This window comes from Streptococcus downii, assembly GCF_004353325.1.
In the GTDB taxonomy this organism is placed as follows: Bacteria; Bacillota; Bacilli; order Lactobacillales; family Streptococcaceae; genus Streptococcus; species Streptococcus downii.
On the sequence record NZ_MZNX01000009.1, the window covers coordinates 626014 to 639286 of the forward strand.

The following is a 13273-nucleotide window of genomic DNA, read 5'->3' on the forward strand; positions in this document are numbered from 1 at the left end:
CATGAATAGAGAAGAAGTAACATTGTTAGGTTTTGAAATCGTAGCCTATGCTGGCGATGCTCGTTCGAAACTATTGGAAGCCTTGAAGGCTGCTGAAGCTGGTGATTTTGCGAAAGCAGATGCTCTCGTGGAGGAAGCTGGTGGCTGTATCGCCGAGGCTCATCACGCGCAAACAAGTCTATTGACCAAGGAAGCAGCTGGTGAGGACTTAGCTTATAGTGTAACCATGATGCATGGCCAAGACCACTTGATGACAGCTATCTTGTTAAAAGACTTGATGCACCATTTAATCGAACTCTACAAGAGAGGAGTTAAGTAATGAACAAACTAATTTCATTTATTGAGAAAGGAAAGCCTTTCTTTGAGAAACTATCTCGTAATATCTATCTTCGCGCTATTCGTGATGGTTTCATTGCAGGTATGCCTGTTATTCTCTTCTCAAGTATCTTTATCTTGATTGCTTTTGTACCAAACTCATGGGGCTTTAAATGGTCTGATGAAGTTGTAGCCTTTCTAATGAAACCTTACAGCTATTCAATGGGTATTTTGGCTCTCTTGGTAGCTGGTACAACAGCTAAGTCATTGACCGACTCAGTAAACCGTAGCATGGAGAAAACCAATCAAATCAACTATATGTCAACCCTTTTGGCTGCGATTGTTGGTTTGTTGATGTTAGCAGCTGATCCGATTGAAGGTGGCTTTGCGACAGGTTTCCTTGGGACAAAAGGTTTGCTTTCAGCCTTTCTTGCTGCCTTTGTTACCGTAGCAATTTATAAGGTTTGTGTTAAGAACAACGTTACCATTCGTATGCCTGACGAAGTTCCACCCAATATCTCACAAGTTTTTAAAGATGTGATTCCATTCACTCTTTCAGTTGTTTCTCTTTACGTCCTTGATTTACTGGCTCGCCAATTTGTTGGTGCCAGCGTTGCAGAATCAATCGGTAAATTCTTTGCACCATTATTCTCTGCTGCTGATGGTTATCTAGGTATTACCATTATCTTTGGGGCCTTTGCCTTCTTCTGGTTTGTTGGTATCCACGGTCCTTCCATCGTCGAGCCTGCGATCGCAGCGATTACCTATGCAAATGCTGAAGTCAACTTGAACCTTCTCCAACAAGGGATGCATGCAGACAAGATCCTTACTTCAGGTACACAAATGTTTATCGTTACCATGGGTGGTACGGGTGCGACACTGGTTGTTCCATTCATGTTCATGTGGTTGACCAAATCGAAACGAAACCGTGCAATCGGACGTGCATCAGTAGTTCCAACTTTCTTTGGTGTAAATGAACCAATTCTGTTTGGTGCACCACTTGTCTTGAACCCAATCTTCTTTATTCCCTTCATCTTTGCGCCAATCGCAAACGTATGGATTTTCAAATTCTTTATCGAAACGCTTGGCATGAACTCATTTACTGCCAACCTTCCTTGGACAACACCAGGTCCGCTCGGTATTGTTCTCGGTACAAACTTCCAAGTTCTATCGTTCATTCTTGCTGCCCTTCTAATCGTTGTTGACATTGTCATTTACTATCCATTTCTTAAAGTCTATGATGAACAAATCCTTGAAGAAGAGCGTTCTGGTAAAGTTAATGATGAATTAAAAGAAAAAGTAGCTGCAAACTTCAATACTGCCAAAGCAGATGCTATTCTTGAAAAAGCAGGTGTAGAAGCAGCGCAAAGCACTATCACTGAGGAAACAAATGTTCTCGTTCTCTGTGCAGGCGGAGGAACAAGTGGCCTTCTTGCAAATGCTCTAAACAAGGCAGCTGCAGAGTACAAGGTTCCTGTTAAAGCAGCAGCTGGTGGCTATGGAGCTCACCGTGAAATGTTGCCTGAGTTTGATCTGGTTATCCTTGCTCCTCAAGTAGCTTCAAACTTTGAAGACATGAAGGCCGAAACCGACAAGCTTGGTATTAAACTTGCCAAGACAGAAGGTGGTCAATACATTAAGCTGACTCGCGATGGAAAAGGCGCTCTTGCCTTTGTTCAAGCGCAGTTCGAAGAATAAAAGGTAAATAGCGAAGAAGTGAGATGGAGGAACTCCTCTCAACTATACCCCCATCTCATTTCTATTTCTTGAAAGGTGAATCAAATGACAAAAACACTTCAAAAAGACTTTATTTTTGGCGGGGCAACAGCAGCCTACCAAGCAGAAGGTGCTACACATACTGATGGTAAAGGGCCAGTCGCCTGGGACAAATACCTCAAAGCTAACTACTGGTACACTGCTGAACCAGCCAGTGATTTCTACCACAAATACCCAGTTGACCTCAAACTAGCAGAAGAGTATGGTGTCAATGGTATCCGTATTTCAATCGCTTGGTCACGTATCTTTCCAACTGGTTACGGGAAAGTCAATGCCAAGGGAGTTGAGTTCTATCACAAGTTGTTTGCAGAATGTCACAAACGGCATGTTGAGCCCTTCGTGACTCTTCATCACTTTGACACGCCAGAAGCACTTCATTCAAACGGAGATTTCCTGAATAGAGAAAACATTAATCACTTTGTGGATTATGCAGCCTTCTGTTTTGAAGAATTTCCTGAAGTTAACTTTTGGACAACCTTTAATGAAATTGGGCCGATAGGGGATGGTCAGTATTTGGTTGGGAAATTCCCTCCAGGTATTCAGTACGACCTTGCCAAAGTCTTCCAATCTCATCACAATATGATGGTGTCGCATGCGCGTGCAGTAAAACTTTTCAAGGATAAGGGATATAAGGGTGAAATTGGTGTGGTTCATGCACTGCCTACTAAGTATCCTCTGGATCCAGATAATCTAGCAGATGTTCGTGCAGCCGAGTTAGAAGATATCATTCACAATAAATTTATTTTGGATGCGACTTATCTAGGACGATATTCCGAAGAAACAATGGAAGGTGTCAACCATATCTTAGCAGTCAATGGTGGAAGTTTAGATCTGCGTGAAGAAGATTTCGCAGTCCTAGAAGCAGCAAAAGACTTGAATGACTTCCTCGGTATTAACTACTATATGAGTGATTGGATGCAAGCCTTTGATGGCGAAACAGAAATCATTCACAACGGTAAGGGTGAAAAAGGAAGCTCTAAATATCAGATTAAGGGAGTCGGCCGTCGAGTGGCGCCTGACTATGTACCACGTACGGATTGGGATTGGATTATCTACCCTCAAGGTTTGTATGACCAAATCATGCGCGTGAAGAAAGATTATCCTAACTACAAGAAAATCTACATCACTGAGAATGGTCTCGGATACAAAGATGAGTTTGTGGATGGGACAGTCTACGATGATGGACGGATTGATTACGTTAAGAAACACATGGAAGTGATAGCAGATGCAATCTCTGATGGAGCCAATGTCAAGGGCTACTTTATCTGGTCGCTGATGGATGTCTTTTCTTGGTCAAATGGTTACGAAAAGCGTTACGGTCTCTTCTATGTTGATTTTGAGACGCAGGAGCGCTATCCGAAGAAATCGGCTCACTGGTACAAGAAACTAGCTGAGACACAGATTATCGAGTAAAACTAAAACAAAAAAATTCCCCGCCAAAAGGCAGGGGGATTTTTATGGTTTTGATAAAAGAATGGTTGTTTGTTTTGACAGATCTTCAAATGTCTCCTGACTCAGTTTGGAATCTGAAACGATGGTATCAATCTCTGAGATATTGTAGAATGTGTAAAAATCAAACTTATTAAACTTGCTGTGGTCTGCTAGTAAGTATTTTTTATTGGCATTGTTCAAGGCGATTCGTTGTACCTCGCCCTCTTCTTCACTGAAAGTAGCAATTGCCTTATCCTTAATACCATTACAGCTAACAAATGCCTTAGAAAACTGAAGGTTTGTCAAATCCTGCAAGGTGAGTGTCCCTACAAAAGCACCAGTGATAGAGCGATAATTTCCGCCAATCAAGATCAAATCTGTTAATTTTCGTTCGTTTAGGATGAGAAAAACTGGAAGACTGTTTGTTACAACACGAATATTATCGATAGGAAGCTCACGAGCAAAACATTCTAAGGTTGTACCTGGCCCGATAAAAATGGTTTCACCTTCGTCAATCAAATGACCTGCAAAACGGCTAATTTCTTGTTTTTCAGCAATCTGCAAGCCTTGTTTTTCGACGTTTGAGCGTTCGTTGTTTAATAGAGAACCTGTACGAAGTTTTTCAGCGCCACCATGCACACGAACCAGCAAATCCTTGTCTGCTAGTTCTTGTAAATAGCGGCGAGCTGTCATATCTGACACATCAAGACTCTCCATAATCTCTTTTACAGTAATAGTGCCTTTTGTGTTTACTGCTTCTAGAATACTATCTAGTTTTTCTTGCTTTAGCATCCTTATCACCTCGATTTCTACTATTATTATCTTACCATAAAACGCTCAATCAATCAAATAGAAAAAAACAAAATAAAACAAAAACAAAAATACCATGGTTGTTTTAAACAAACCATGATATTTTGAATGATTGGCCAAATTAGTCTAAACCGTAGTTGTAATCCTCGTCTTGCATGGCTTCAACTTCACCAAGGAGGTAACCATTTCCGACTTGAGAGAAGAAGTCGTGGTTAGAAGTTCCTGTTGAAATTCCGTTCATGACGATAGGATTGACATCATCAGCTGAATCTGGGAAGAGTGGATCTTGTCCTAGGTTCATAAGGGCCTTATTGGCATTGTAGCGAAGGAAGGTTTTGACTTCTTCAGTCCAACCAACACCGTCATAGAGACTTTCTGTATAACCTTCTTCGTTCTCATAGAGAGTATAGAGAAGATCGTACATCCATTCTTTGAGTTTTTCTTGCTCTTCTTCAGGCAATTCATTAAAACCAAGTTGGAATTTGTACCCGATATAAGTTCCGTGAACAGATTCATCACGGATAATCAACTTGATAATTTCCGCAACATTGGCAAGTTTGTTGTTACCGAGATAGTAGAGCGGTGTAAAGAAACCGGAGTAGAAGAGGAAGGTTTCAAGGAAGACACTGGCAACTTTCTTTTCAAGGGGACTACCATTGAGGTAGATTTCATTGATAATTTCAGCTTTTCTTTGTAGGTAGGGATTAGTGTTGGTCCATTCAAAGATTTCTTCAATTTCAGCCTTAGTATTCAGGGTAGAGAAGATAGAAGAATATGATTTTGCGTGGACAGATTCCATAAATTGGATATTGTTGAAAACAGCTTCCTCATGCGGTGTACGGATGTCTGAACGAAGAGCCTGTACACCAGTTTCAGATTGCATGGTATCAAGAAGGGTCAACCCACCAAAGACTTTTCCTACCAAGTCTTTTTCTTTGTTTGATAATTTTCTCCAGTCGTCTAGGTCATTTGACAGAGGAATACGAGTGTCGAGCCAGAATTGCTCCGTCAGCTTTTCCCAAGTTGATTTGTCGATGACATCTTCGATGGCATTCCAGTTAATGGCTTTGTAGTAAGTTTCCATAAGGTGTATTTCTCCAATGTAATAGTAATTATTATGCAGCCTTGCTTAGTTTTATAGGACCTATTTCAATGGTATCATATTTTTTTATTGCGGAGTAAGCAATAAATGTCATGGGGCCAAGAAAAAGTATAACGTAAATTGGCCCCCATTTACTATTTAAACAAGTAGTAAAAATTTTTTCCATTAAATCACACAACTTTCACATTGGTTAGCACCGACTTCCCCACCGTCGTCTGTAAAGGTACGGACGTAGTAAATAGACTTGATGCCCTTGTTAAAGGCGTAGTTACGAAGGATAGACAAGTCACGTGTCGTTTGTTTGTTTTCTTTCTTCCATTCGTAAAGACCTTTTGGAATGTCACTACGCATGAAGAGAGTGAGTGAAAGACCTTGGTCTACGTGCTCAGTTGCAGCAGCGTAAACATCAATCACCTTACGCATATCCATGTCGTAAGCAGAAGTGTAGTAAGGGATAGTATCTGTTGACAAGCCTGCGGCAGGATAGTAGATTTTACCAATTTTCTTTTCTTGACGTTCTTCGATACGTTGCGTAATTGGGTGGATAGATGCAGAAACATCGTTGATGTAGCTGATAGAACCATTTGGAGCAACAGCTAGACGGTTTTGATGATAAAGTCCATCTGCTTGAACCTTGTCACGAAGTTCAGCCCAGTCAGCAGCACTTGGGATAAAGACGTCTTTGAAGAGTTCTTTAACACGGTCTGATTTTGGAACAAATTCGCCTGTCACATACTTATCAAAGTAGCTTCCGTTAGCATAGTCTGATTTTTCAAAGTTATGGAAGGTGATACCACGCTCGCGAGCGATATTGTTTGATTCTACCAAGGTCCAGTAGTTCATAAGCATAAAGTAGATGCTTGTAAACTCAACAGACTCAGGTGATCCGTATTCGATCAGTTGTTGAGCAAGGTAGCTGTGCAGCCCCATGGCACCAAGACCAAAGGTGTGAGCCAAACTATTTCCGTGGTCGATAGTAGGAACAGCTACGATGTGGGAACTATCTGTAACGAAAGTAAGAGCACGTACCATAGCACGGATAGAACGACCAAAGTCAGGTGAGGTCATCATGTTGACCACGTTAGTTGAACCAAGGTTACATGAAACGTCCGTTCCCATTTGAAGAAATTCTTGAGCATCGTTGATCAAACTTGGTTCTTGAACTTGGAGAATTTCAGAACACAAGTTACTCATGATAATCTTACCATCAATAGGATTAGCACGGTTAGCCGTATCGATGTTGACTACATAAGGATAGCCAGACTCTTGTTGCAATTTAGAGATTTCCGTTTCCAAATCACGCGCCTTGATTTTTGTCTTACGGATGTTTGGATTTGCGACCAGCTCATCGTATTTCTCTGTGATGTCGATGTAGTTGAATGGCACACCGTATTCAAGCTCTACAGAGTAAGGGCTAAAGAGATACATTTCTTCATTTTTACGAGCCAATTCGTAGAATTTATCGGGTACTACAACACCAAGTGAAAGGGTCTTTACACGAACTTTTTCATCTGCATTTTCTTTCTTAGTTGAAAGGAAGGCGATGATATCTGGGTGAAAGACGTTGAGGTAGACAACCCCAGCACCTTGACGTTGCCCGAGTTGGTTTGAGTAAGAGAAACTGTCCTCAAAAAGCTTCATAACTGGCACGACACCAGATGCTGCTCCTTCATAACCTTTGATAGGAGCTCCAGCTTCACGAAGGTTGCTGAGGGAAATTCCCACACCACCACCGATACGTGAAAGTTGAAGGGCAGAGTTGATAGAACGTCCAATAGAGTTCATGTCATCAGTTACCTGAATCAAGAAACAAGATACCAACTCCCCACGACGGGCGCGACCAGCATTCAAGAAGGAAGGAGTAGCTGGTTGGTAGCGTTGGTGGATGATTTCATTGGCAATATCAGTCGCAATCGCCTCATCCCCGTCTGCGAAATAAAGTGCGTTAAAGAAGACACGATCTTCCATGCTTTCAAGATAGTATTCCCCATCGTTAGTCTTCAAGGCATATTGATTGTAAAACTTATAGGCAGCCATGAAAGACTTGAATTGGAAGTTTTGATCTTTAATAAATTGAGACAATTCTTCCAAGAATTCTGGGCGGTATTTTTTGATAAATGCTGTTTCAATGTAGTTGTGTTCAATGAGGTAGTTGATTTTATCAGTGATTGAATCAAAAACCATAGTGTTTGGAACTACATTTTCTTTAAAGAAGGCATCCAAGGCTTCTTTATCTTTATGAAGCATGATTTGTCCATTGACAGGACGGTTGATTTCGTTATTGAGACGGAAGTAGGTCACGTCCTCAAGATGTTTTAATCCCATAAAATTTCCCTTATCTAATTACAAAAGAAAGGCCTCTAAGTTAGCCCTAGAAGCAGTTTCTTCTGGATGATGTACTAAGATTATGCTAACTGTTTTAGTTTTCCTGGTTGAAAACCTGAAAAAACTTCAGTTGGTGTTTGGATAACAGGAGCAGCGCTGAAACCAAGCTCTTTAACTTGGTCGATATACTCTGGTTGCTCATCAAGATTGATTTCACGATAGGCTACATTGTTGCTATCCAAGAAACGTTTGGTCATTTTACATTGTACACAATTATTTTTAGAATAAACTGTTACCATTTTCGTAACTCCTCATAAAATTTGATTACTTTCTTAGTATATCAGAAAAAAAAACTTTGTCAAACTTTTTAAACTAAATCTTGTGCCTAAAAGTTACAGTTTTAAAAACCAAATACAAGATATAGTGGTTTTTAAAACATAAGCTTTGACTTTCATTGAACTATCAAAGTTTATTAAAACAAAAAAACTATATCCTGTATGTTGATAATTTATATAGAAGATTTTCAGCAAGTTATCTGAAAGGAAATTGAAGAAAGTCCATAAAATACTTGAAAAATTATCTTGAAGATGATATAATACAGTCTTGTAAGGGTTATCACATATAACTCAAATAGAAAACACTTAAAGGAGAGTCAAACTATGGCTTCTAAAGATTTCCACGTAGTGGCAGAAACAGGTATTCACGCACGTCCAGCAACATTGTTGGTACAAACAGCTAGCAAATTTGCTTCAGATATCACTCTTGAGTACAAAGGTAAATCAGTAAACCTTAAATCTATCATGGGTGTTATGAGTCTTGGTGTTGGCCAAGGCGCTGACGTTACAATTTCAGCTGAAGGTGCAGATGCTGACGATGCAATCGCTGCTATCTCAGAAACAATGGAAAAAGAAGGATTGGCATAAGGAAATGACAGAAATGCTTAAAGGAATCGCAGCATCAGACGGTGTTGCAGTTGCAAAAGCATATCTACTCGTTCAACCGGATTTGTCATTTGAGACTGTTACAGTCGAAGATACAAACGCAGAAGAAGCTCGCCTTGATGTCGCTCTAAAAGCATCACAAGACGAGCTTTCTGTTATTCGTGAGAAAGCAGTAGGTACGCTCGGTGAAGAAGCTGCTCAAGTATTTGACGCTCACTTAATGGTTCTTGCTGACCCAGAAATGATCAGCCAAATCAAAGAAACAATCCGTGCCAAGAAAGTGAATGCAGAAGCAGGTCTGAAAGAAGTGACAGACATGTTTATCACTATCTTTGAAGGCATGGAAGACAACCCATACATGCAAGAACGTGCAGCGGATATCCGCGACGTGACAAAACGTGTATTGGCAAATCTTCTTGGTAAGAAATTGCCAAACCCAGCTTCTATCAATGAAGAAGTAATCGTCATTGCACATGACTTGACTCCTTCTGATACAGCTCAATTGGACAAAAACTTTGTAAAAGCTTTTGTAACCAACATCGGTGGACGTACAAGCCACTCAGCTATCATGGCACGTACACTTGAAATCGCTGCTGTATTGGGTACAAACAACATCACTGAAATCGTTAAAGACGGTGACATCCTTGCCGTTAACGGTATCACTGGTGAGGTTATTATCAACCCAACTGATGAGCAAGCAACAGAATTTAAAGCAGCTGGTGAAGCTTATGCTCAACAGAAAGCTGAGTGGGCACTCTTGAAAGATGCTAAAACAGTGACTGCTGATGGCAAACACTTCGAATTGGCTGCCAACATCGGTACTCCAAAAGACGTGGAAGGTGTCAATGACAACGGTGCAGAAGCTGTCGGTCTTTACCGTACAGAATTCTTGTACATGGATTCTCAAGATTTCCCAACAGAAGACGAACAGTACGAAGCATACAAGGCTGTTCTTGAAGGAATGAATGGTAAACCAGTTGTCGTTCGTACAATGGATATCGGTGGAGATAAGGAACTTCCTTACTTCGATATGCCTCATGAAATGAACCCATTCCTTGGATTCCGTGCCCTTCGTATCTCTATCTCTGAGACTGGAGATGCTATGTTCCGCACTCAAATCCGTGCCCTTCTTCGTGCATCTGTTCACGGTCAATTGCGTATCATGTTCCCAATGGTTGCGCTCTTGAAAGAATTCCGTGCAGCTAAAGCGGTCTTTGACGAAGAAAAAGCGAACCTTCTTGCTGAAGGTGTTGCCGTTGCGGATAATATCCAAGTTGGTATCATGATCGAAATCCCAGCAGCAGCAATGCTTGCAGACCAATTTGCTAAAGAAGTTGACTTCTTCTCAATTGGTACAAACGACTTGATCCAATACACAATGGCAGCAGACCGTATGAACGAACAAGTTTCATACCTTTACCAACCATACAACCCATCAATCCTACGTTTGATCAACAACGTTATCAAAGCAGCTCACGCTGAAGGGAAATGGGCTGGTATGTGTGGTGAGATGGCTGGTGACCAACAAGCTGTTCCACTCCTTGTCGGAATGGGCTTGGATGAGTTCTCTATGTCAGCAACATCAGTACTTCGTACACGTAGCTTGATGAAGAAACTCGACACAGCTAAGATGGAAGAGTACGCAAATCGTGCCCTTACAGAATGCTCAACAATGGAAGAAGTTCTTGAACTTCAAAAAGAATACGTTAATTTTGATTAATCGAAAAATCCCTGCAACTTAGTTGCAAGGATTTTTTTGATATTTCTAAAAGAAGTTTCAGGAAAGCTGATTACATGCCCCCTTTTAAAGAAAAAGTAGTGGAGCAGAACAAAAAAATACTTAACTGGTTCATGAAAACCTTGACAAGTTGCAAATTTAGGAGTAAACTATTAACCAGTTAAGTAATAGAGAGGAGTTTCTGCAATTTAGAAATGAATTGCAACTAGAAATATCAAAAAGAAAGTGAGTTTCAATGAAAATTAATAAAAAATACCTTGCTGGTTCTGCGGCAGCTTTAATTTTAAGTGTCTGTTCTTATGAATTGGGACTGTATCAAGCTAGAACGGTCAAGGAAAATAATCGTGTTTCCTATATAGATGGAAAACAAGCAACGCAAAAAACGGAGAATCTGACTCCTGATGAGGTCAGTAAAAAAGAAGGCATTAATGCCGAACAAATCGTCATCAAGATAACTGATCAAGGTTATGTCACTTCACATGGAGACCACTATCATTATTACAATGGGAAGGTCCCTTATGATGCTATCTTCAGTGAAGAGTTGCTGATGAAGGATCCAAACTACCAGCTCAAGGACGAAGATATTGTCAGTGAAATCAAGGGTGGTTATGTAATCAAGGTGGACGGAAAATACTATGTTTACCTTAAGGATGCAGCCCATGCGGATAATGTCCGTACAAAAGAAGAAATCAATCGGCAAAAACAAGAGCATAGTCAGCATCGTGAAGGAGGAACTTCAGCAAACGATGGTGCGGTAGCCTTGGCACGTTCACAAGGACGCTACACCACGGATGATGGTTATATCTTTAATGCTTCTGATATTATTGAAGATACTGGTGATGCTTATATTGTTCCTCATGGCGACCATTATCATTACATTCCTAAGAATGAGTTATCAGCTAGCGAGTTAGCTGCTGCAGAAGCCTTCCTAACTGGTAGAAGTGGTCAATCGAATACGCCTACTTATCGCCGTACCAATAACAACAGTGCTAGCAGTGATGTAGATAGATGGACCCCATCTTATAATAACCAAGGCAACAGCTATACAAATACGAACACAAACAACAACAGCAACACTAACAGTCAAGCAAGTCAAAGTGATGACATTGATAGTCTTTTGAGACAGCTCTACAAACTGCCTTTGAGCCAACGACATGTGGAATCTGATGGCCTTGTTTTCGACCCAGCACAAATCACAAGTCGCACAGCCAGAGGAGTTGCTGTGCCTCATGGCAATCATTATCACTTTATCCCTTATGAACAAATGTCTGAATTGGAAGAACGAATCGCTCGCATTATTCCTCTTCGCTATCGTTCGAACCATTGGGTGCCAGATTCAAGACCAGAACAACCAAGTCCACAACCGACTCCGGAACCTGCACCAAATCCTCGACCAGCTCCAAGCAATCCAATTGACGAAAAATTGGTCAAACAGGCAATTCGAAAAGTAGATGATGGTTATGTATTTGAGGAAAATGGAACATCTCGTTATATTCCTGCCAAGGAATTATCAGCTGAAACTACTGCAGCCATTGATAGTAAGCTAGCCAAGCAAGAAAGTTTAGCTCATAAGCTCGGAGCTAAGAAAACCAATCTCCCATCTGGTGATCGAGGATTTTACAATAAGGCTTATGATTTACTAGCAAGAATTCATCAGGACTTACTTGATAATAAAGGTCGTAAAGTTGATTTTGACGCTTTGGATAAACTGTTGGAACGTTTAAATGATGAAAGCAGTGATAAAGTTAAGTTGGTCGAAGATATACTTGCATTTCTAGCACCGATTCGTCATCCAGAACGTTTAGGAAAACCAAATGCGCAAATTTCCTACACTGATGATGAGATTCAGGTAGCCAAGTTGGCAGGCAAGTATACAACAGAAGATGGCTATATCTTTGATCCACGTGATATCACCAGTGATGAGGGGGATGCCTATGTAACTCCACATATGACCCATAGCCATTGGATTAAAAAAGATAGTTTGTCTGAAGCCGAAAGAGCTGCAGCCCAAGCTTATGCTAAAGAGAAAGGTTTGACTCCTCCTTCAACAGACCATCAGAATCCAGGAAATACGGAGGCTAAAGGAGCAGAAGCTATCTACAACCGCGTGAAAGCAGCTAAGAAGGTGCCGCTTGATCGTATGCCTTACAATCTCCAACATACCGTGGAAGTTAAAAACGGAAGCTTGATTATTCCTCATTATGATCATTACCATAACATCAAATTTGAGTGGTTTGACGAAGGACTTTATGAGGCACCTAAGGGGTATAGTCTAGAAGATCTCTTTGCGACTGTCAAGTACTATGTCGAACATCCAAACGAACGTCCGCATTCAGATAGTGGTTGGGGCAATGCAAGTGACCATGTTCAAAGAAACCAAAATGGTCAAGCTGATACCAATCAAACGGAAAAACCATCAGAGGAGAAACCTCGGACAGACAAACCTGAGGAAGAAAAGCCACGCGAAGAGAAGCCTCAAAGTGAGAAACCAGAATCTCCAAAACCAACTGAGGAGCCGGAAGAAGAATCACCAGAGGAACCAGAAGAATCTCAGGTCGAGACTGAAAAGGTTGAAGCGAAGTTGAGAGAGGCTGAAGAGCTACTTGCAAAGATCCAAGACCCCATTATCAAGTCCAATGCCAAAGAAACTCTCACTGGCTTAAAAAATAACCTGCTATTTGGTGCTCAGGATAACAATACCATTATGGCTGAAGCTGAAAAGTTGTTGGCTTTATTAAAGGAGAGCAAGTAAAGGTAGTAGCATTTTCTAACTCCTAAAAACAGGATAGGAGAACTAGAAAAGATTAATCGAAAATGAGAGCAGAATGTGAGTTC

At 40.9% G+C, this 13273-nt stretch carries 10 protein-coding genes; 6 read left to right on the plus strand and 4 right to left on the minus strand.

Features of this window, described 5'->3' with window-relative positions; all coding sequences use genetic code 11:
* Position 1: 1 nt before the first annotated feature.
* The 3 genes from E2R31_RS09475 (at position 2) to lacG (ending at position 3504) form a co-directional block, all read left to right on the plus strand.
* On the plus strand, positions 2 to 319 hold the full coding sequence (locus tag E2R31_RS09475) for a PTS lactose/cellobiose transporter subunit IIA (RefSeq protein WP_132974178.1): 318 nt from the start codon (positions 2 to 4) through the stop codon (positions 317 to 319).
* Positions 319 to 2013 (plus strand): lactose-specific PTS transporter subunit EIIC, encoded by a 1695-nt coding sequence (locus E2R31_RS09480; RefSeq protein ID WP_132974180.1) that lies wholly within the window; start codon positions 319 to 321, stop codon positions 2011 to 2013. The genes E2R31_RS09475 and E2R31_RS09480 overlap by 1 nt, the downstream gene beginning before the upstream one ends.
* Before the next feature lie 84 nt (positions 2014 to 2097).
* A complete protein-coding gene (lacG, locus tag E2R31_RS09485; protein ID WP_132974182.1) occupies positions 2098 to 3504 on the plus strand; it encodes a 6-phospho-beta-galactosidase in 1407 nt (468 codons plus the stop codon).
* A 42-nt stretch (positions 3505 to 3546) separates the two neighbouring features.
* On the opposite strand, the gene E2R31_RS09490 is transcribed toward lacG, so the two are convergent.
* The 4 genes from E2R31_RS09490 to nrdH form a co-directional block, all read right to left on the minus strand.
* Positions 3547 to 4314 (minus strand): DeoR/GlpR family DNA-binding transcription regulator, encoded by a 768-nt coding sequence (locus E2R31_RS09490; RefSeq protein ID WP_000917585.1) that lies wholly within the window; start codon positions 4312 to 4314, stop codon positions 3547 to 3549.
* Between the two features lie 139 nt (positions 4315 to 4453).
* Positions 4454 to 5416, minus strand: a complete 963-nt coding sequence (gene nrdF, locus E2R31_RS09495) for a class 1b ribonucleoside-diphosphate reductase subunit beta (RefSeq protein ID WP_000451378.1) — start codon at positions 5414 to 5416, stop codon at positions 4454 to 4456.
* A 183-nt stretch (positions 5417 to 5599) separates the two neighbouring features.
* Complete coding sequence (gene nrdE / locus E2R31_RS09500; RefSeq protein WP_132974184.1) at positions 5600 to 7759, minus strand: class 1b ribonucleoside-diphosphate reductase subunit alpha; 2160 nt, start codon at positions 7757 to 7759, stop codon at positions 5600 to 5602.
* A gap of 80 nt (positions 7760 to 7839) precedes the next feature.
* Positions 7840 to 8058: a glutaredoxin-like protein NrdH gene (gene nrdH, locus E2R31_RS09505; protein WP_000259240.1), complete on the minus strand. Its 219-nt coding sequence runs from the start codon at positions 8056 to 8058 to the stop codon at positions 7840 to 7842.
* Positions 8059 to 8418: 360 nt separating this feature from the next.
* Here nrdH and E2R31_RS09510 point away from each other — a divergent pair, with 360 nt between their 5' ends.
* The 3 genes from E2R31_RS09510 to E2R31_RS09520 all read left to right on the plus strand — a co-directional run bounded on the left by E2R31_RS09510 (position 8419) and on the right by E2R31_RS09520 (position 13190).
* Positions 8419 to 8682, plus strand: coding sequence for a phosphocarrier protein HPr (locus tag E2R31_RS09510; protein ID WP_000146947.1), 264 nt, complete (start codon positions 8419 to 8421; stop codon positions 8680 to 8682).
* Positions 8683 to 8686: 4 nt separating this feature from the next.
* Positions 8687 to 10420: a phosphoenolpyruvate--protein phosphotransferase gene (ptsP, locus tag E2R31_RS09515; RefSeq protein WP_132974256.1), complete on the plus strand. Its 1734-nt coding sequence runs from the start codon at positions 8687 to 8689 to the stop codon at positions 10418 to 10420.
* Between the two features lie 253 nt (positions 10421 to 10673).
* On the plus strand, positions 10674 to 13190 hold the full coding sequence (locus tag E2R31_RS09520) for a pneumococcal-type histidine triad protein (protein WP_132974186.1): 2517 nt from the start codon (positions 10674 to 10676) through the stop codon (positions 13188 to 13190).
* The last annotated feature ends 83 nt before the right edge of the window (positions 13191 to 13273 follow it).

Bases quoted from the DNA above. Each gene is read 5' to 3' on its own strand.
- lacG (WP_132974182.1), top strand. From the start codon at position 2,098: ATGACAAAAACACTTCAAAAAGACTTTATTTTTGGCGGGGCAACAGCA.
- E2R31_RS09510 (WP_000146947.1), top strand. From the start codon at position 8,419: ATGGCTTCTAAAGATTTCCACGTAGTGGCAGAAACAGGTATTCACGCA.
- E2R31_RS09480 (WP_132974180.1), top strand. From the start codon at position 319: ATGAACAAACTAATTTCATTTATTGAGAAAGGAAAGCCTTTCTTTGAG.
- nrdH (WP_000259240.1), bottom strand. From the start codon at position 8,058: ATGGTAACAGTTTATTCTAAAAATAATTGTGTACAATGTAAAATGACC.
- nrdE (WP_132974184.1), bottom strand. From the start codon at position 7,759: ATGGGATTAAAACATCTTGAGGACGTGACCTACTTCCGTCTCAATAAC.
- E2R31_RS09490 (WP_000917585.1), bottom strand. From the start codon at position 4,314: ATGCTAAAGCAAGAAAAACTAGATAGTATTCTAGAAGCAGTAAACACA.
- E2R31_RS09520 (WP_132974186.1), top strand. From the start codon at position 10,674: ATGAAAATTAATAAAAAATACCTTGCTGGTTCTGCGGCAGCTTTAATT.
- ptsP (WP_132974256.1), top strand. From the start codon at position 8,687: ATGACAGAAATGCTTAAAGGAATCGCAGCATCAGACGGTGTTGCAGTT.
- nrdF (WP_000451378.1), bottom strand. From the start codon at position 5,416: ATGGAAACTTACTACAAAGCCATTAACTGGAATGCCATCGAAGATGTC.
- E2R31_RS09475 (WP_132974178.1), top strand. From the start codon at position 2: ATGAATAGAGAAGAAGTAACATTGTTAGGTTTTGAAATCGTAGCCTAT.